Below are 17,645 nucleotides of genomic sequence, written 5' to 3' on the forward strand. Positions count from 1 at the left end.
GGCACACCCGACACACCCCTCGTGAACTGCACTCCTTGCGCGTGCAACGCATGGACCACTCCCCCGAGGCGGACCCGGCGGCCCCGACGACGCTCCGCCTTCGCGGCGCCGTGCGGGCGACGGAGCGTCTTGATCCCGCGCTTACTTCACCGATCCGGGGGCGACTGCGGAGAAATCCTTGTGAAGAACTTCACGAAGTTCGTCGACCGCGTCCGCGGCCCGGCCCGCCCGGGGCCGCCGGAGCCCGCTCGGACTGCCGGGCGGACCGCTCGGACGAGCCCGGAGCACGCCCGACAGGCGCGACCGACAGACCCGGCAGGAAGCTCCCGAAGGGGTGTGCACGAAGCGCGTGCCCCGACTCGGCTCAGGGCCGCGGGTTCTCGGGGGCGCAGCTCCGGGCGATGCCGTCCAGGATGTCGTGCTCGCTCACCACGACCTCCGCCGCACCGATGCGTTCCATGATCGTGCGCAGCACCAGGGATCCCGCCGCGATGACGTCGACGCGCCCCGGGTGCATCACGGGGATCGCGGCACGCTCCTCGTGCGTGGCCGCGAGCAACCGCTCGCTGATGGCGGCGACCTGTTCCCGCGTCACCGACGAGTGGTGGATGGCCTCGGAGTCGTAGGTATCCAGCCCGAGAGCGATTCCGGCGACGGTGGTCACCGTGCCTGCCAGGCCGACGAGGGTGCGGGCCTCCTCCAGGGGCACCGACTCGGCGACGCGGTCCAGCGCCTCCTCGACGTCCGCCCGCATGGCGTCGATCTGCTCGCGGGTGGCGGGCCCGCCCGTCAGGCCGTGCCGCTCCGTGAGCCGGACGCAGCCCACGTCCACGGAGCGGGAGGACCGGGCATGGGTGTCCCCGACCACGAACTCGGTCGAGCCGCCGCCGATGTCGACCACCAGATAGGGGCGGGCGTGCGAGGAGTCGGCGAGCTCCCCGGTGGCCCCGGTGAAGGACAGCTCGGCCTCCTGGTCACCGGTGATGACCTCCGGCTCCACGCCGAGGATGTCCACCACGCCCCGCACGAAGTCCGCGCGGTTCTCCGCGTCGCGGGACGCGGAGGTGGCGACGAAGCGGAGGCGCTCCGCGCCATGGGCCCGCACCGCCTCGGCGTAGGTGCGGCAGGCAGCGAAGGTCCGCTCCAGGGCCTCGGGCGCCAGCCGGCCCGTGCGGTCCACTCCCTGACCCAGCCGCACGATCTCCATGCGTCGGTCGAGGTCCTCCAGCTCACCCGTCCCGGGGTGCAGGTCGGCGACCAGCAGCCGGATCGAGTTCGTGCCGCAGTCCACGGCGGCCACACGGGTCATGGTCTCTCCTCGTCCCTCGTCCCTCGTCCCGGGTTCTGGTGCCCGGTGGCTGGCCTCTGCGGCCGGCCCGGTCCGCCCGGCTCCGACGCCGCCGCCGGGCACGGCCGCGGACCGTCAGCCGTCGTTGTCCGCCCCGTCGGGACGCACGCACGGTCCTTTGCGCCACCACTCGGGCAGCAGGGCCAGAGCCTCGTCGCCCAACGGGTTCACGCCGGGGCCGGCCACCAGGGAGTGCGCCACCAGTACGTGCAGGCACTTCACGCGGTCCGGCATGCCGCCCGCGCTGGGGAACCCCTGGAGCACCCCGATGGCGTCCCGCCGGGCGAGATAGTCCTCGTGGGCGGCGCGGTAGGCGGCCGCGAGTTCCTCGTCCTCCCGCAGGCGCGCCGTCATCTCCCTCATCACGCCGTCGGCCTCGAGGGTGCCGATGGCCGAGGCGGCGCGGGGGCAGGTGAGGTAGTAGGTCGTCGGGAACGGGGTGCCGTCCTCGAGGCGCGGCGCGGTCTCGACGACGTCCGGGTTGCCGCAGGGGCACCGGTGCGCGATCGTGCGCAGACCCCGGGGCGGTCGTCCCAGTTGCTGCTGGAACGCCTCGATGTCGGCGTCGGTGGGCGGAGTGGGCTCGGTCTGGGGAGGAGGGGTGTCCATCGCTCGGTGTTCTCTTCGCTGCGGATGTCTCTCGGCACGGGCCGGGCCGTACCCGGAGAGCTTACGGGTCGCTGCGCCCCGCGTCGGAGGCGTCCGCCTCGTCGAGGCCCCGCCACAGGGTGCGGTACCAGGGCCGGTCCACCGCACCGCCCGGCGGGCGGTCGAAGCTCCGCTCGCCGTGGCGCATGAGGTAGCCGGTCTCGCCGGGCCGCACCATGTGCAGGCGGGCGCGGGCACGTTGCTCGACGAACGCGGGGTCCTTCCAGCGGGCCGCGAGACGGCGCAGTTCCTCCACGCGCTCCTGCCGCTGCCGGGTCTCCTGCCGCAGGTCCTCGATCCGGGACTGCTGGGCGACGTACTGGCGCAGCGGATAGGCGAGCAGCACCACCAGCGAGCACACGACGAGCGCGAGCAGCGCGGCCCTGCCGGTGAGGCGGCTGCGGCGCGGGGTGCGCAGTCGGCGGCTCTGCGCGCGGTAGACCCGCTCCGCGGCCTGGGACCCGAGGACCCGGAGTCGCGCCGTGGTCGAGAAGCGGTCCGCAGGCACGTTCCTCCCCTGGAGACGTCACGGAGTGCGGTCGCGCGGCCGCACGCGTGTCCCCGCCACCGTACGGCAGCGGTGGCGGGGAGGGACGCGGAGCGCGCGGGGTGTTTCCGCCGGTCGGCGGTTCTCAGCCCTTGAAGCGCGGGAACGCGGAGCGCCCGGCGTAGACCGCGGCGTCGTCGAGAATCTCCTCGATGCGCAGCAGCTGGTTGTACTTGGCGACACGGTCGGAGCGGGCCGGTGCGCCCGCCTTGATCTGACCGCAGTTCACGGCGACGGCGAGGTCGGCGATGGTGACGTCCTCGGTCTCGCCCGAACGGTGCGACATCATGCACTTGAAGCCGTTGCGCTGTGCCAGCTCGACGGCGTCCAGCGTCTCGGTCAGCGAGCCGATCTGGTTCACCTTGACCAGCAGCGCGTTGCCGGCCTTCTCCTCGATGCCGCGCGAGAGACGCTCGGGGTTGGTGACGAACAGGTCGTCGCCGACCAGCTGCACCGTGTCGCCCAGCTTGGCGGTCAGCGTGGTCCAGCCCGCCCAGTCGTCCTCGTAGAGCGGGTCCTCGATGGAGACCATCGGGTAGGCCTCGGCCAGCTCCTCGTAGTAGGCGGCCATCTCCTCCGCGGTGCGGTTCCGGCCCTCGAAGACGTAGCTGCCGTCCTTGTAGAACTCGGAGGCGGCGACGTCCAGGGCGAGTGCGATGTCCTGCCCCGGGGTGTAGCCGGCCTTCTCGACGGCCTCGAGGATCAGGTCGAGCGCCTCGCGGTTGGAGCCGAGGTTCGGGGCGAAGCCGCCCTCGTCGCCGAGCCCGGTCGCCAGGCCGCGCTCCTTCAGCACGGACTTCAGGGCGTGGTACACCTCGGCGCCCCAGCGCAGCGCCTCGGAGAACGACTCGGCGCCGATCGGCGCGATCATGAACTCCTGGATGTCCACGTTGGAGTCGGCGTGCGAGCCGCCGTTGAGGATGTTCATCATCGGCACCGGCAGCTGGTGCGCGTTGGGCCCGCCGAGGTAGCGGAAGAGCGGCAGGTCGGAGGCCTCGGAGGCGGCGTGGGCCACGGCGAGGGAGACGCCGAGGATGGCGTTGGCCCCGAGCGAGGACTTGTCGGCGGTCGCGTCGAGGTCGAACATCGCCTGGTCGATGAGCCGCTGCTCGGTGGCGTCGTACCCGACGAGCTCCGGGCCGATCTGCTCGATCACGGCCAGGACGGCCTTCTCGACGCCCTTGCCGCCGTAGCGGCCGGCGTCGCCGTCGCGCAGCTCCAGGGCCTCGAAGGCACCGGTGGAGGCGCCGGACGGGACCGCAGCACGGCCGGTGCTGCCGTCGTCGAGGCCGACCTCGACCTCGACCGTGGGGTTGCCTCGCGAGTCGAGGATCTCGCGGGCCACTACGACGTCGATGGACGGCACGAGGGTCTCCTTCGTATGTGTCTGGTACCTGCCCCCGCAGCCTAACCGCCCGGTCGCACGATGCGTTTGTTCCGGCAGTGAAGAAAACACTCCGTTACGGAATCGCACCGTAACGGAGTGTTCGCCGGTCGGTCACGCAGCGCCGCGGAGCGGCGTGCGCGGCCGGGTCAGCGCAGCTCGCCACCCGTCCGGAGGTCGAGCAGCTGCCCCGGCCGGATCAGGTCGGGGTCGTCACCCACCGTCTCCCGGTTGTCCTCATAGAGGGCCGTCCAGCCGCCCGCCGTGCCGTACGCGTCCGCGATGGCCGACAGCGAGTCGCCGGGGCGCACCCGGTAGGAGTCGTCCGCCGCGCCCCCCGAGCGGGTGCGGGCACCGCGCCCGGTCCGGCCCGGCTCGTCCCGGGCCTCCGCCTCCCGCCCCGCGTCCGGCGTGTCGGTGCGACCGGACCGCCCCGGGTCGGCCTGTGCGCCGGCGCCGCCCGGAGCGGCGGAACCCTCGCCGGAGTCGTCCTCGCCGGAGGCCCCTCGGCCCTTCTTCCCGTCGCTCGCGCCCGACGCTCCGCGCGCCCCCTCGTCCCCGGCGGGCGCCTGCCCGGAGTCGCCGGAGAACCCGGGCACGCCGGGAACATCCGGGACGTCGGCCTCCGGCACCTCCACCTCCGGCGCCTCGGGGGCGTCAGGGATGCCCGGGAGGCCGGACTCGACGTCCTCCTCCGACAGTCCTGCACTGATCGCGCAGCTCGGCCACGCCCGGGGGCCCTGGTCGGCGAGGATCTTCTCGGCGACCTGGATCTGCTGGTGCCTGCTGGCGAGGTCCGGCCGGGTCGCGAAGTCCGCGCCGCCGTACTGCTTCCACGTCTCCAGCGTCAACTGGAGCCCGCCGTAGTAGCCGTTGCCGGCATTGGCGCTCCACAGTCCGCCGCTCTCGCACTCGGCGACGTGATCCCAGGTCGCGCCGTCGGCGGCCTGTGCGCCACCCGCGACGAGCAAGGGCATGGCGAGCCCGGCACTCGCCACCCCTGCGCTCACGAAGAGTGCGGGTGCCCGGCGGGGGCGGCGGTGTCGACCGTTCCCGGAACGCATGCGAAGCCTCTCGTCGACCACGATGGACGGTGCTCGAACGTATCCGCGGAAGCAGGTCCGTCACAAGGCGATGTCACGATCATCACGTGAAGGTCACGGGCAAACTGCGCAATCCACGCATGATGAGCCCACCGCGCCACCGCAAGTCCTCCGGATCGACTGCGAGTTGCAGGTCCGGCAACCGCCCGAAAAGTGCGGACAGTGCCCGTTGTCCCTCCAGCCGCGCCAACGGCGCCCCGAGGCAGTAGTGGACGCCGTGCCCGTAGCCGAGGTGCTGATTGTCCGAGCGGCTCAGTTCCAGCACGTCGGCATCCGTGAAGCGCTCCGGGTCGCGATCCGCCGCCGCGAGGACGACCAGCACCGGTTCGCCCGCCGCGATGCGGGCCCCACCGATTCGGAGAGGTTCGGTGGCGAACCGCCAGGTGGCCATCTCCACCGGCCCGTCGTAGCGGAGCAGTTCCTCCACCGCACGGGCGAGCCAGGCTTCGTCGCCCCGGTCCAGAGCATCGTGCAGAGCGGCGCGTTGCACGGGATGGCGCAGCAAGGCGAGCGTGCCGTTGCCGATGAGATTCACGGTGGTTTCGAACCCCGCAAACAAGAGGATGAAGGCCATGGCCGCGGCCTCGTTCTCGCTGAGGTGCTCACCGTGGTCGGAGGCCCGGATGAGGCCGGAGATCAGGTCGTCGCCGAGGTCCTCCCGCTTGCGGTGGATCAGTTCGGCGAGATAGCTGCGCATCTTCTTCACGGCCCGTCCGACGCCGCCGCGCGGCGCGTTGCCGTGCCGGAGCATCATCGCCGCCCACGCGTGGAAGTCGGCCTGGTCCTCGGAGGGCACACCGAGCAGGTCGCAGATGGCGTAGATCGGCAGCGGAAAAGCGAATTCGTGGATCAGATCCGCCTGTCCGCGAGCAGCGAATTCGTCGATGAGCCGGTCCGCCAACTCCCGCACCCGAGGTTCGAAAGCGGCGACGCGACGCGGGGTGAACGCCTTCGACACCAGGCGCCGCAGCCGCGTGTGGTCGGGCGGGTCGATATTCAGCAGGTGCGTCATCAGGTTCGCGCTGCGTTCCCCGGGAATGCCGACCTTGCCCTTGCCGTGCGCGGCGCGTTCGGTGTGCCGCTCCGGGTTCTTGCTGAGGCGCTGGTCGGCGAGCGCCTGCTTGGCGTCGGCGTAGCGGGTCACCAGCCACGCCTCCACGCCGGAGGGCAACGTCGCCCTATGGACGGGGGCGTGTGTGCGGAGCCAGGCGTAGGCGGGGTAGGGGTCCGCGGCGAACCGCCAGTCGAAGAGCGGCGGCATGTCAGGAAGTGGAGCGGCGTCGTGCACGTCTCCGACCGTATCCCGGCAGGTGCGCCGGACCGGAGCAGTGGTCAGCCGTCCTGCTCCGCGCCGCGGAGGGCGTCGCGGTACGCGCGGGCGGCGCTGCGCAGCGCGGTCTCCGGGTCGGTGCCCTCGGCCTCGGCGCGGGCGGCGAGAGCGAGGAGTTCGGCCCCGGTCCCGGCCCGGTCCTGCGGCGGGGCGGGCAGTCCGGCGCGGCGGGCGCGGCCGGACAGTTTGGCCGCGAGGGCGAGGGCCGGCTGTCCCAGCGGCACGCCGTCGGTCACCGACTCCCGCCGCTTCTCGGCCGCCTTGGTCCGCTGCCAGTGGGCCTGGACCTCCTCGGGGGTTTCGGCTGCCTCCTCGCCGAAGACGTGCGGATGCCGGTGGATCAGCTTCGTCACGATCCCGGCCGCGACGTCGTCGACGGAGAACGGCTCCTCCGGGTCGTCCTCCGCGATCCGGGCGTGGAAGACGACCTGGAGCAGGACGTCGCCGAGCTCCTCCAGCAGTTCCCCGCGGTCTCCGGCCTCGATGGCCTCGACGAGCTCGTACGCCTCCTCGATGGCGTACTTCGCCAGACCCTCGTGGCTCTGTTCGCCGCTCCAGGGGCAGTCCGCGCGGATGCGGTCCATGACCTGTACAAGGTCCAGCAGCCGGGCGCCCGGGAGGTCGTAGGCGCCGGGCAGCAGCTCCAGTTCCGGCATCTCCTCGCGGCCGGACCCGGCGAGGCGGGCCAGGCCGTCGGTCAGCTGCGGTTCGCCCTCGGCGGTCGCCAGCACCACCACGGTGCGGTCCTGCGACACGCAGTCGTCGACGAGTTCGCGGGCCGACGGCCGGGCGATCTCCACCTCGACGCCGGCCTCGCGCACGTGGGGGAGCTGCGGGTGCGCCGGGTCGGCGCAGAGCACCCGGTCCGCTCCGTGCAGGGCCTGCCAGGCCGGCCAGGACAGCATGCCGGGTGCGACGCGGTGACTCGTGGTCAGCAGAACGATGCGGGACACACCCGCAACCTAACGCACCCGGCGCCCGGGCTCCGCTCCGCTCCGCGCGACGCGGGCCCCACGCCGTCGGGGGCCGGTTCAGCCCTGCTGCTGGATCTCCTGCTGGGCGCCGACGTCCTTCAGCCACGGCATGTCCGCCGGGGCGAGCGTGCTGCGCTCGGTGTCCCAGGTGCCGTACCTGGGGTTCACGACGATGTCCATCTCCCCGGACAGCTCGGCGAACCGGGTGTTGAGCGTCTTGTTGCCCTTCGGGGTCTTCGGGTCGACGCCCCAGGCGTCGGCGACCTTCTGTACCGCGACGTTCAGCCAGACCCAGTCCTCGGCGGCGGAGGGGGCGACGCCCTGCTGCTCCAGCAGGGCGTCCTCGAAGGCTTTCGGGCCGCCGGTCTGCTGTTCGTAGGCGTCGCGCTGCTCCTGCACCTCCCGCCGGGAGACCGAGGCGTCGGCGTCGGCGAGGGCCCGCTCGACGATGCGGTGGCGGATCATGCCGTCGAGCGTCGTGCGGGGCAGCCGCCCGGTCTGGCTGATCAGCTGCTCACCGTTCTGCGCCTCGCGCTGCGCGTCACGGGTGGCGACGACCCGGTCCTGGAGCTGGGTGAGGCTGATCGCGTCGCCGTCGACCACGGCCGCGGAACCCGGATACGTGTCGCCGCCGCATCCCGTCAGCAACGGGGCCGCCAGCAGCACGGCTGCGGCGGAGGAGACGGTGACGACGGACCTTCGGCGGTGCATGGACCCTCCAGGGCGGCGGCGATTGTGCGCTGTTTCACAACCTGTCGGTGATCGATGGTAGGGAGTCGGGGCGCCTGTGACCACTGGTTCGACGCACCGGCCCGGGAATCTCACGCCGAAGACCGTCGTGGGCGCACGCAGCGGGGGACGTCCGCCGCTCCGCCGTCACCGGGCGCAGCTGTCCAGCATGCCCTCCAGCGCGTCCTTCTCGTCACGGGTGACGGACAGGTCGTAGTGCGCCTTCACCGTGATCCACTGCTGCGCGTAGGTGCACCAGGAGGAGCGGCGCTCGGGTTTCCACTCGTCGGGCGGACTGTCCCCCTTGGCCTGGTTGACCTCGTCGGTCACGGCGAAGAGCTGGGGTCGCGAGAGGTCGTTGGCGAACGCTTCGCGCCGCTCGTCGTCCCAGGAGCGGGCGCCACTGCGCCAGGCTTCGGCGAGCGGCACCATGTGGTCGATGTCCACGTCGGAGTCGTCGGTCCACACTCCGTCGTCGTACGGGCTGCGCCAGGTGCCGGAGACGGGTTCGCAGTCGTCGTCGGTGCGTACGTCCTCGCCGTCGCGGCGGAGCACGACGTCGCGGGTGTCGCAGCGGTCGCCCTGGTCGGACCAGTGGGGGAACCGGTCCCGCGCGTAGCCGTCCATGGTGCCCGGTGCGCGGACGGTCAGGGCGTCCAGGGCGTCACGGGCGCCGCCGGAAGCGCCCGGCTCCGGGCTCCCGCCGGAGGCCTCCGGCGTGCCCGATCCCGAGGCGCCCGGCTGGATCTCCACGGGGCCGCACGCGGCGCACCCCCACGCCAGCAGGAGTGCACCGAGCGCTGCCGCGCCCCTGCTCGTCGCCGTCCTCGCCCTCACGCTGTGCCCCTCCCGGATGGCCGCCGTCCCGTCCGGCTCCCGCCCCGCGGCCGTCGCCGGTGTTCCTGGCCCTCTCGTGCCCCGAACGGGAACGGTGAACCGTGCCCCTGCCCCTCCGGGCGCACCTCCATTCCGCCCGCTCGCTGTCGGACCGCCTGGAGAAGCAGCGGCTGCTGCGTTCGTTGTTCTCCTGGGTACCGGTGCCCGAGCAGGCCTTCGAGCGGGCGCAGCGGACCGGCTGATCGCGGCCACGGTCGAACGCGAGAACAGCAGCAGGACTGAGACCGCCCTGGCGCGGGTGGCCGCGCGGGCTCTTCGGACGGGTGCGCCGGCTCCCGGCGGGCCTCAGGCTCCCGGCACAGAGGTGAGGAACTCCCCCACCCAGGCGAGCAGGTCCCGGCCGACGACCGGCTTGCCGCCGATGCCGCCGGCCTTCGGCCGCGGCACCAGTACCTGGCCCGAGGCCTGCTTGAGGATCGAGCGGGGGTACAGGCGTTTCAGCCGCAATTCCTGCGATTCCCGCAGCTCCACCGGGGAGAAGCGGATGTTGGTGCCCTGGAGGGTGATGTCGGTGACGCCGCAGGAGCGGGCGAGGAGCCGCAGGCCGGCGACCAGCAGCAGGTTCTCCACCGGCTCGGGCAACGGGCCGTACCGGTCCGTGAGTTCCTCGCGGACGGCCGCGATGTCCTCCTCCGAGTTCGCCGAGGCGATCGCGCGGTAGGCCTGCAGCCGCAGCCGCTCGCCGGGCGCGTAGTCGTGGGGGACGTGCGCATCGACGGGCAGCTCGATCTTGACCTCCAGCGGTGCCTCTTCGACCTCGCCGCCGGATTCGAGTGCGGCGCGGTAGTCGGCGACCGCCTCGCCGACCATCCGCACGTACAGGTCGAAGCCCACACCGGCGATGTGGCCGGACTGCTCGCCGCCGAGCAGGTTGCCCGCCCCGCGGATCTCGAGGTCCTTCATGGCGACGTACATGCCGGCGCCCATCTCGGTGTGCTGCGCGATGGTCGCCAGCCGTTCGTGCGCCGTCTCGGTGAGCGGTTTCTCCGGCGGGTACAGGAAGTACGCGTAGCCGCGTTCCCTGCCTCGACCCACCCGGCCGCGCAGCTGGTGCAGTTGGGACAGGCCGAAGGTGTCGCCGCGCTCGACGATCAGGGTGTTGGCGTTGGAGATGTCGATGCCGTTCTCGACGATCGTGGTGGACACCAGCACGTCGTACTTCTTCTCCCAGAAGTCGACGACGACCTGTTCGAGTGCCGCCTCCGACATCTGCCCGTGCGCCGTGGCGATGCGCGCCTCGGGCACGATCTGCCGGAGCCGTGCGGCAGCCCGGTCGATGGAGTCGACCCGGTTGTGGATGTAGAAGACCTGCCCCTCGCGGAGCAGTTCGCGCCGCACGGCGGCCCCGATCTGGTTCTCCTCGTACGGGCCGACGAAGGTCAGCACGGGGTGCCGCTCCTCCGGCGGGGTGGTGATCGTGGACATCTCGCGGATGCCGGTGACCGCCATCTCCAGCGTCCGGGGGATCGGCGTGGCCGACATGGTCAGCACGTCCACGTTGGCGCGCAGCTTCTTCAACTGCTCCTTGTGTTCGACGCCGAACCGCTGCTCCTCGTCGACGATCACCATGCCGAGCTGCTTGAACCGCACTTCGGAGGAGAACAGCCGGTGGGTGCCGATGACGATGTCGACGGAGCCGTCGTGCAGCCCGTCCTGCACCGCCTGCACCTCGGCCTCCGACTGGAAGCGGGAGAGTGCCCGCACGTTCACGGGGAACTGCCCGTACCGCTCGGTGAAGGTACCGAAGTGCTGCTGCACCAGCAGTGTGGTGGGGACGAGCACCGCGACCTGCTTGCCGTCCTGCACGGCCTTGAACGCGGCGCGGACGGCGATCTCGGTCTTGCCGTAGCCGACGTCGCCGCAGATCAGCCGGTCCATCGGGACCGACTTCTCCATGTCCTCCTTGACCTCGGCGATCGTGCTGAGCTGGTCCGCCGTCTCCATGTAGGGGAAGGCGTCCTCCAGTTCCCGCTGCCAGGGCGAGTCCGCCGCGAAGGCGTGGCCGGGGGCGGCCATGCGGGCGGAGTACAGCTTGATCAGGTCGGCCGCGATCTCCTTCACGGCCTTCTTCGCCCGCGCCTTGGTCTTCGTCCAGTCGGCGCCGCCGAGCCGGTGCAGCGAGGGCTGCTCGCCGCCGACGTACTTGGTGACCTGCTCCAGCTGGTCGGTCGGCACGAACAGCCGGTCGCCGGGCTGTCCCCGCTTGGCGGGGGCGTACTCCACGAGCAGGTACTCGCGAGTGGCGCCCTGCACGGTGCGCTGCACCATCTCGATGTAGCGGCCGACGCCGTGCTGCTCGTGGACGATGTAGTCACCGGCCTGGAGGGTCAGCGGGTCGATGGTCTTGCGGCGGCGTGCCGGCATGCGGGCGCCCTCGCGTCCGGCCGCCTTCTGTCCGGAGAGGTCGGTCTCGGTCAGGACCGCGAGCTTCAGCTGCGGGTCGACGAGGCCGGTGTCGAGAGAGCCGCAGGCGACGTGCACGACGGACGGCGCGATCTCGCCGAGGTCGCTCTCCAGCCGGGCCGCGATGCCTTCGCCGCCGAGTACTTCGACGGTGCGCGCGGCGGGGCCGTGGCCCTCGGTGACGTACACGCAGCGCCAGCCGTCCGCCAGCCGGCCCTTGGTGTCGGCCAGGGCGCGGGCGGTGTCGCCGCGGTAGCTCTCCGGGGCGCGCATGCTGAGCTGGAGCACGTCGTCGCCGTCGTCCGCGGAGGCGTCGGAGGCGAACGGGCTGATCGACCACCACGGCATGCCCAGTTCCCGGGCTCGTTCCCGCACGTCGGCGAGGCCCCACAACGAGGCGGCGCCGACGTCGATCGGTGCCTTCCCGCCTCCTGCCGTGGCGGCCCAGGACGCCTGCAGGAACTCCTGGCTGGTCGCGACGAGGTCCGCGGCCCGGGTGCGCACCCGCTCCGGGTCGCACACCACGCCCATCGCGCCGTGCGGCAGGACGTCCAGCAGCAGTTCCATCTCGTCGACCAGTGCCGGTGCCAGGGATTCCATGCCCTCGACCGCGATGCCCTCGGCGATCCTGCCGAGCAGCTCCTGGAGTTCGGGGTGGTCCTCCGCGAGTGCGGCGGCGCGGCGGCGGACGTCGTCGGTGAGGAGCAGTTCGCGGCAGGGCGGTGCCCACAGTCCGTGGTCGGCAACCTCCAGCGACCGCTGGTCGGCGACCTTGAAGTAGCGGATCTCCTCGACCTCGTCGCCCCAGAACTCGATGCGGAGCGGGTGCTCCTCGGTGGGCGGGAAGACGTCCAGGATGCCGCCCCGGACGGCGAACTCGCCGCGCTTCTCGATGAGTTCGACACGCGAGTACGCGGCTGCGGCCAGGTTGTCGATGATCTCCTCGAGGTCCACCTCCGAGCCTTGGCGGAGTGCCACCGGCACGAGGTCCCCCAGGCCCTTGACCTGGGGCTGGAGCACGGAGCGGATGGGGGCCACGACGACCGACACCGGCCCGGTGGCCGGGTCCGAGGGGTCGGGGTGCGCGAGTCTGCGCAGCACGGCCAGGCGGCGGCCGACGGTGTCGCTGCGCGGTGAGAGGCGCTCGTGCGGCAGGGTCTCCCAGGACGGGTACTCGACGACGCCGTCCGGGGGCAGAAGGCTGCGGAGTGCCGCGGCGAGGTCCTCCGCCTCGCGGCCGGTGGCGGTGACGGCGAGCACCGGACGGCCCGTCCGCCGGGCCAGTGCGGCGACGGCGAGGGGGCGGGCCGCGGAGGGACCCACGAGGTCGACGTGGGGGCGGTGGCCGTCCGAGGCGGCCTCGACCGCTTCGTCGAGGGCGGGGTCGCGCAGGACCGCGTCCAGGAGACCGTGCAGGCTCATGGGTGCATCCGTCCGGGGTGGCGGACCGGTGGTCGTCCGGTCCGGGTGGGCAACACGAAGAGCCCGACATGCGTCGGCAGGCCGGGGTCTCCAGCGTACGACTGCGCGGGGCGGAGCGTTGCCCGGCCGGGAGCGGGGCCGCGTGCGGGGCCGTGAGCGGCGTCACGGCCGCCGGCGGGTGCGCGGCGGTTTTGAAGGAACGTTTCGGTGTCAGGCGGCCGTGAGGCGGGCGGGCGGCAGACCGGTGATCAGCGTGGTCAGCGCGGCGTCGACGTTCCCGCCGAGGTACCAGTCGCCGAGCGGATCGAGGCAGTAGACCCGGCCGTCCGCGTCGAGCACCAGCAGCCCCGCGGCATCGTCCGGGTCACCGTCCGGAGGCACCTCGGCGCCCAGCGGCGCCACCTCGGACTCCAGCGCCCGGCCGAGAGCGGCGAGCGTCCGCGCCGCGTACAGGCCGTGCAGCGGGTCGATGTGGAGACCGCTCGGGGCGACGTCGCGGCCCGGCCCGCCGGGGGTGATCTGCAGCCCGCCGAACTCCGCCCACGCCTCGACCGCGGCGGGGAACACGACGTGCCGGTGACCGGCCGGTGAGGTGTGCGCACGGAGGGTGTCGGCCCACATCTCGGCATCCCTGATCTCCCAGCGGCCCGGGCGCCAGCCCGCACCCCGCAGTGCCGCGTCGACGGCGACCGGGAACCGGGTGGCGGAGGAGGAGGTGTGCGGTGCCGTCACCCCTTCTCCTCCGCCGCCGGCACGCTGCCGGGGTCGACCGCGGCGACCCCGAGGTGCGCCAGCAGGCGGGCGCAGGACCGGCAGGGCGGCGCGTACGAGCCGTGGCGGGGGTCGCCGTCCTCCCGGAGGTGCCGGGTCGTCAGCCGCGCATGCTTCAGCGCCTTGCGGGCGTCGGACGCGGTGAACGGCCGGCCCGCCTTCCGGCCCGAACGGGCTTCCTCCGCCGAGGTGAGGTAGCGGGACAGCAGGAGCGGTTCGGGGCAGCGGCCCGCGTGCCGCTCGCGGTCCGCGACCGGGAGGGCGTCCAGGAACTCCTCCACCAGCGGGTGGAGCTCGGGCCGGACGTCGGTTCTGCTGCCCGTGCCGGTGAGGGTGGTGCCGCGCACCGAGAGGGCCCCGGCGACCGCCGGGAGGATGCCGTCCCGGCGGCGCCGCAGCAGCGGAGCCGCCGTGCCGCGGGCGCCGGGGACGTCCGGCCCGAGCTCCGGCGGGGCCGCTTCCCGCGCGGCGTCGCCGGCCCGGAACCAACCCTGTCGCGGGTCGTCCTTTCCTGTCCCCGTCGGCGGCGCGGACCGCCGTGATGCGATGTTCATGGTGGTGCTTTCCTCCTGAAACCCCCTGGTGCGGAGGCCCCCGCCAAGTATGCAGGGTGACGCGGGAGGCGGGCTTCAAGGTTCCCTCCCACGAGTGACTCCGGGTCTTCCGGGTGACGATGACCGCGCACGCTGCTACCGCATAGGCTGTGCACGTCAGCACGCCGCAGCAGGGGAGCCAGGTCCATGACGACAGGTCGGCGAGGGGCGACGGCCGCACCACCCAACGCGGCGTACGCCGGGCAGGTCGTGGGGTTCCCGGACCCGGTGCGCGCCGCCCGGCACCCGCAGGGGGTCCGTGTCGACGCGGCGGGGCTGCCCGACTTCTCTCCCTACGCACGGGCCGTCGCGGAGATCGCCGATCCGCCCGAGGGCTTCGGCGGCGACGAACTCCGCCTCACCGACCTGGTGTCCGCCAACGCGGCGTCGCACGCCGCCGGCCACGCACTGTGGCGGGACCTCCCGCCGGTCGCCACGCCGCACGGCTGGACCTGGCACCACGTCGCGCACTCGAGGCGGTTGGAGCTCGTCCCCCTCGAGGTGAAGGCGCTGCTGCGGCACCACGGCGGGCTCGCCACCGCCGCCGTCGACCACGGCAAGCACGGCACCCGGCCGCTGCTGGACACCCGGGCCGCGCACTTCACGGTCCCCCACGACGTGGCCGTGACGGAACGCCGGGTGCTCGATGCCGAGGAGCGCCTCGGCTACCGGCTCCCGGACGCCTACCGCGCGTTCCTCAAGGCCGCGGGGGGCAGCGCCCCGCGCGGCTACGCCCTCCTCCCGGAGCTCGGTCTCCTCGTGGACCAGCCGTTCCTCACCCTGCGGGACGAACCGGCGGTCAACGACCTCGTGTACGTCAACAAGTGCCTGCGGGACCACTTCACGAAGGACTACCTGGGCGTGACCTTCGTCCAGGGCGGCATCGTGGCCGTGAAGGTGCGAGGGGAGGCGACCGGCAGCGTGTGGTTCTGCGCCTTCGACGACGCCCGGGACCACGACGGGCTGGACGTGGCGGGGCGCTCGGCCGAACTCCTGCAGCCGTGCGGCACCGACTTCGACGATTTCCTGCTCCGACTCGTCGGCAGCCCGCCGGAGTTGGAGACCGTGGCGAAACTGATGGTCGACGGCGGCTTCGCGCACGCCGTGCCGGTGGAGGGGTGAGCGCATTGGTGACCTTCGCACAGGCCCAGGAGCGCGCCGAACGCTGGATCAACGCGGACGTGCCCGCGGACCGGCGCGGCGACGTGCACGTCCGCGAGTTCGACCGAGGCTTCGTCGCCTGGTCCGGGGACGCGGAGGGCGGACCGGGCCGTCACGGCTCCCGCAGCCGGCTGGTGATCGCACGGGACAGCGGCGACGCGACGCTCTGGCCTGGGCTCCCCGTGGACGAGGTGATCGCCCGGTACACGGAGGAGTACGGCGCGCCCGCGGCACCCGTCGCTCCCGCACCCGGGCCGCAACGGGTCGACCTGGAGGCGACCTCCTTCCTGCTCACGCCGCCGGAGTGGCTGCAGGAGGCGGCCGACCGGATGGGCGTGCCCGGGCGCCGCCGCCCGGAGGGCGAGGAACGGGAGGCCCCCGGTGCCGCCGCACCGGCCCCGCCCCCCCGGGACTCCGGCTCCTGGACCGACACCAGCGGGTCCGGTGCGGGGGGCGCCCAGGACGCGCCCGGGACCTTGGACGCCCCACCGCTGGCGGGCAGCGACAGCGACGACACCCCGCTCCCGGGGACGGACGGCGAAGCTGCCACGGAGTTCCTCGCCGGACGCGCGTCCCCGCGGAGCACCACGGTGTCGCCCGCCCTCGACGGTCCGGACGCGACGGGCGACACCCACGGCGGACCGGAGGGGCGGGCGGGCGACGACGGATCGGGCTCCGCCGGGGGGCCGGCAGGCGGCGTGCACCATGCCGCGACCATGCTCGCCGACCCTTCCGCCGCTGGGTCGGGCACGCCGCCACCGCCCTCACCACCGCCCGGGACGCCGCCGCCCGCGCCGTCCGCTCCCGCCTCGGTTCCCGGCGCGCCCCCGCCGCCCGGCGCACCGCCGGCCCCGGGCGCTCCGGCGCGTCCCGGGAACACCGCGCGGGGCTCCGGACCGTCCGTACCCCCGCCGCCCGGCGCTCCCGGGACGCCCGGGGCGCCGGGCGCGCCGGGCGCGCCGGGCGCGCCCGAGAGCGACACTCCGGGCGGCGGCGCCGGTGGCTACGTGCCGACGCAGCTGGTACCGGCGGACGAAGTCGCGGCGCAGGGCAAGGAGTCCGGCGGCACACCCTCCGGCCGCGACGACTCCGCCGAGGGCCCGGGCGGCGGCGTGCACGCGGCCGCCACCATGCTGGCCGGGCCCGCGCCGGGCGGGCCCGCCGCACCACCGGCCCCGGGACCACAGGGCGTCCCCGGACCGCAAGGCGTTCCCGGACCGCAAGGCGTCCCCGGGCCGCAAGGCGTCCCCGGACCGCAAGGCGGACCTCCCGGGATGCCGCCCCCGTACGGCCACCCCGCTCCGGTTCCCGGCGCGCCCGCCGGGCCCCCGCCGCAGCCGGGAGGTGCGCCCACCGTCGGGCCGGGCTACATGGCGGTGCTGCGCTACCGGACGCCCGACGGCTCGGAGCAGCAGCTCATCCGGCGCTCCGCCCCCGGCACCCCGCACCCCGAGTGGCAGATCCTGCACGAACTGCGGGCCATGAACGTCCCGCCGCAGCAGGTCCTGGAACTCCACACCGAGCTGGAGTCCTGCGACCTGCCGGGGGGCTACTGCTCCCGCATGGTCCGCGAGACGTGGCCGCAGGTGCGGATCAGCCACACCGCCCGGTACGGCACCGACCACGCCTCCCGCCAGGAGGGCATGCGGCATCTGATCGAGCACCAGGGCGAGCTGCACCAGGTCGCCGACGCTCCGCCGCGCCCCGCGCCGCAACGGGTGCCGCTGCCGCCGCAGCACCAGATCCAGCCTGCCCCGCCGATCCCGCCCGACGGCATCGGTCACGAACTGATGCAGGCGTACGGCCCGCAGGGCGTCTTCCGGTTCGACCAGCAGGCGGTGTCCCGGCAGGGCGTCCCCGACGTCGTCGGGCAGGTGCTGGTGTGGGCGGGCGTCCCTCTCGATGCGGGGCCGGTGTTCTGGGGGCAGGCACAGCCGGGGCGGCCGGTGCCCACGCTCGCCGAACTCGCCCAGGAGCGCGGGCTCCGGCCCGGTTCCGACGCGGCCTCGTACCTGGTCATGGGCAACGACTTCGGCCGTCAACTCTGCGTGCAGTACGGCACGGCGCACATCGTGGCGGTGCCGCTGGAGGCCGGCCCCGACGGCCGGTGCGCGGCGCCGCGGTTCGTCAACACGGGCCTGCCCGAGTTCGTGCGCTGTCTCGCACTGTTCGGCCGGATGTGGCGGCTGCGCCTCGGTCTGACCCCGGAACAGGCGGGCCGCTGGACGGTGGACTTCCAGATGCAGTTGGCGATGCTGGATCCGGCGGCACTGTCCTCTCCGGACAACTGGTGGGCGGTACTGCTCGAGCAGATGTGGGACGGTCTGCTCTGAGG

15 protein-coding genes are annotated in these 17,645 nt (G+C 73.4%); 3 read left to right on the forward strand and 12 right to left on the reverse strand.

Features of this window, described 5'->3' with window-relative positions:
• Positions 1 to 364 precede the first annotated feature (364 nt).
• The 9 genes from ACL06G_RS03095 to ACL06G_RS03135 form a co-directional block, all read right to left on the reverse strand.
• Complete coding sequence (locus tag ACL06G_RS03095; protein ID WP_412785344.1) at positions 365 to 1,309, reverse strand: Ppx/GppA phosphatase family protein; 945 nt, start codon at positions 1,307 to 1,309, stop codon at positions 365 to 367.
• 114 nt (positions 1,310 to 1,423) lie between these two features.
• Complete coding sequence (locus ACL06G_RS03100; RefSeq protein ID WP_412785345.1) at positions 1,424 to 1,957, reverse strand: DUF501 domain-containing protein; 534 nt, start codon at positions 1,955 to 1,957, stop codon at positions 1,424 to 1,426.
• 61 nt (positions 1,958 to 2,018) lie between these two features.
• Complete coding sequence (locus ACL06G_RS03105; protein ID WP_412835353.1) at positions 2,019 to 2,504, reverse strand: FtsB family cell division protein; 486 nt, start codon at positions 2,502 to 2,504, stop codon at positions 2,019 to 2,021.
• Between the two features lie 124 nt (positions 2,505 to 2,628).
• Entirely contained in the window at positions 2,629 to 3,909 is a 1,281-nt protein-coding gene (eno, locus tag ACL06G_RS03110; protein ID WP_412785347.1) for a phosphopyruvate hydratase, read from the reverse strand.
• 167 nt (positions 3,910 to 4,076) lie between these two features.
• Positions 4,077 to 4,937: a transglycosylase family protein gene (locus ACL06G_RS03115; RefSeq protein ID WP_412835354.1), complete on the reverse strand. Its 861-nt coding sequence runs from the start codon at positions 4,935 to 4,937 to the stop codon at positions 4,077 to 4,079.
• Between the two features lie 136 nt (positions 4,938 to 5,073).
• Entirely contained in the window at positions 5,074 to 6,291 is a 1,218-nt protein-coding gene (locus tag ACL06G_RS03120) for a cytochrome P450 family protein (protein ID WP_412785348.1), read from the reverse strand.
• A 71-nt stretch (positions 6,292 to 6,362) separates the two neighbouring features.
• Positions 6,363 to 7,313 carry a nucleoside triphosphate pyrophosphohydrolase gene (locus tag ACL06G_RS03125; protein WP_412835355.1) on the reverse strand — a complete coding sequence of 317 codons (951 nt, stop codon included), beginning with the start codon at positions 7,311 to 7,313 and terminating at the stop codon, positions 6,363 to 6,365.
• Between the two features lie 78 nt (positions 7,314 to 7,391).
• Positions 7,392 to 8,045, reverse strand: a complete 654-nt coding sequence (locus tag ACL06G_RS03130) for a SurA N-terminal domain-containing protein (protein ID WP_412835356.1) — start codon at positions 8,043 to 8,045, stop codon at positions 7,392 to 7,394.
• A gap of 165 nt (positions 8,046 to 8,210) precedes the next feature.
• The gene (locus tag ACL06G_RS03135; RefSeq protein ID WP_412785351.1) at positions 8,211 to 8,900 is read right to left on the reverse strand and encodes an HNH endonuclease family protein; all 690 of its coding nucleotides are present in this window, start codon (positions 8,898 to 8,900) and stop codon (positions 8,211 to 8,213) included.
• Positions 8,901 to 9,001: 101 nt separating this feature from the next.
• Between ACL06G_RS03135 and ACL06G_RS03140 the strand changes: the two genes are divergently transcribed.
• Positions 9,002 to 9,142 carry a PIN domain-containing protein gene (locus ACL06G_RS03140; RefSeq protein WP_412785352.1) on the forward strand — a complete coding sequence of 47 codons (141 nt, stop codon included), beginning with the start codon at positions 9,002 to 9,004 and terminating at the stop codon, positions 9,140 to 9,142.
• A 103-nt stretch (positions 9,143 to 9,245) separates the two neighbouring features.
• On the opposite strand, the gene mfd is transcribed toward ACL06G_RS03140, so the two are convergent.
• The 3 genes from mfd to ACL06G_RS03155 form a co-directional block, all read right to left on the reverse strand.
• Entirely contained in the window at positions 9,246 to 12,785 is a 3,540-nt protein-coding gene (mfd, locus tag ACL06G_RS03145) for a transcription-repair coupling factor (RefSeq protein ID WP_412835357.1), read from the reverse strand.
• Between the two features lie 210 nt (positions 12,786 to 12,995).
• Positions 12,996 to 13,517: an SUKH-3 domain-containing protein gene (locus ACL06G_RS03150; RefSeq protein ID WP_412785354.1), complete on the reverse strand. Its 522-nt coding sequence runs from the start codon at positions 13,515 to 13,517 to the stop codon at positions 12,996 to 12,998.
• Positions 13,514 to 14,110: a YwqJ-related putative deaminase gene (locus ACL06G_RS03155; RefSeq protein ID WP_412785355.1), complete on the reverse strand. Its 597-nt coding sequence runs from the start codon at positions 14,108 to 14,110 to the stop codon at positions 13,514 to 13,516. Before ACL06G_RS03155 ends, ACL06G_RS03150 begins: the two co-directional genes overlap by 4 nt.
• Positions 14,111 to 14,296: 186 nt before the next feature.
• Between ACL06G_RS03155 and ACL06G_RS03160 the strand changes: the two genes are divergently transcribed.
• Both ACL06G_RS03160 and ACL06G_RS03165 read left to right on the forward strand, forming a co-directional pair.
• Positions 14,297 to 15,271 (forward strand): SMI1/KNR4 family protein, encoded by a 975-nt coding sequence (locus ACL06G_RS03160; protein WP_412785356.1) that lies wholly within the window; start codon positions 14,297 to 14,299, stop codon positions 15,269 to 15,271.
• Between the two features lie 5 nt (positions 15,272 to 15,276).
• Complete coding sequence (locus ACL06G_RS03165) at positions 15,277 to 17,643, forward strand: SUKH-4 family immunity protein (RefSeq protein ID WP_412835444.1); 2,367 nt, start codon at positions 15,277 to 15,279, stop codon at positions 17,641 to 17,643.
• The last annotated feature ends 2 nt before the right edge of the window (positions 17,644 to 17,645 follow it).

The sequence above is a fragment of the Streptomyces callyspongiae genome (assembly GCF_047200695.1).
Taxonomy (GTDB): Bacteria; Actinomycetota; Actinomycetes; order Streptomycetales; family Streptomycetaceae; genus Streptomyces.

Coding starts and splice junctions, on each gene's coding strand:
- mfd (WP_412835357.1), bottom strand. CDS start 12,785: ATGAGCCTGCACGGTCTCCTGGACGCGGTCCTGCGCGACCCCGCCCTC.
- ACL06G_RS03160 (WP_412785356.1), top strand. CDS start 14,297: ATGACGACAGGTCGGCGAGGGGCGACGGCCGCACCACCCAACGCGGCG.
- ACL06G_RS03155 (WP_412785355.1), bottom strand. CDS start 14,110: ATGAACATCGCATCACGGCGGTCCGCGCCGCCGACGGGGACAGGAAAG.
- ACL06G_RS03100 (WP_412785345.1), bottom strand. CDS start 1,957: ATGGACACCCCTCCTCCCCAGACCGAGCCCACTCCGCCCACCGACGCC.
- ACL06G_RS03095 (WP_412785344.1), bottom strand. CDS start 1,309: ATGACCCGTGTGGCCGCCGTGGACTGCGGCACGAACTCGATCCGGCTG.
- ACL06G_RS03130 (WP_412835356.1), bottom strand. CDS start 8,045: ATGCACCGCCGAAGGTCCGTCGTCACCGTCTCCTCCGCCGCAGCCGTG.
- ACL06G_RS03120 (WP_412785348.1), bottom strand. CDS start 6,291: ATGCCGCCGCTCTTCGACTGGCGGTTCGCCGCGGACCCCTACCCCGCC.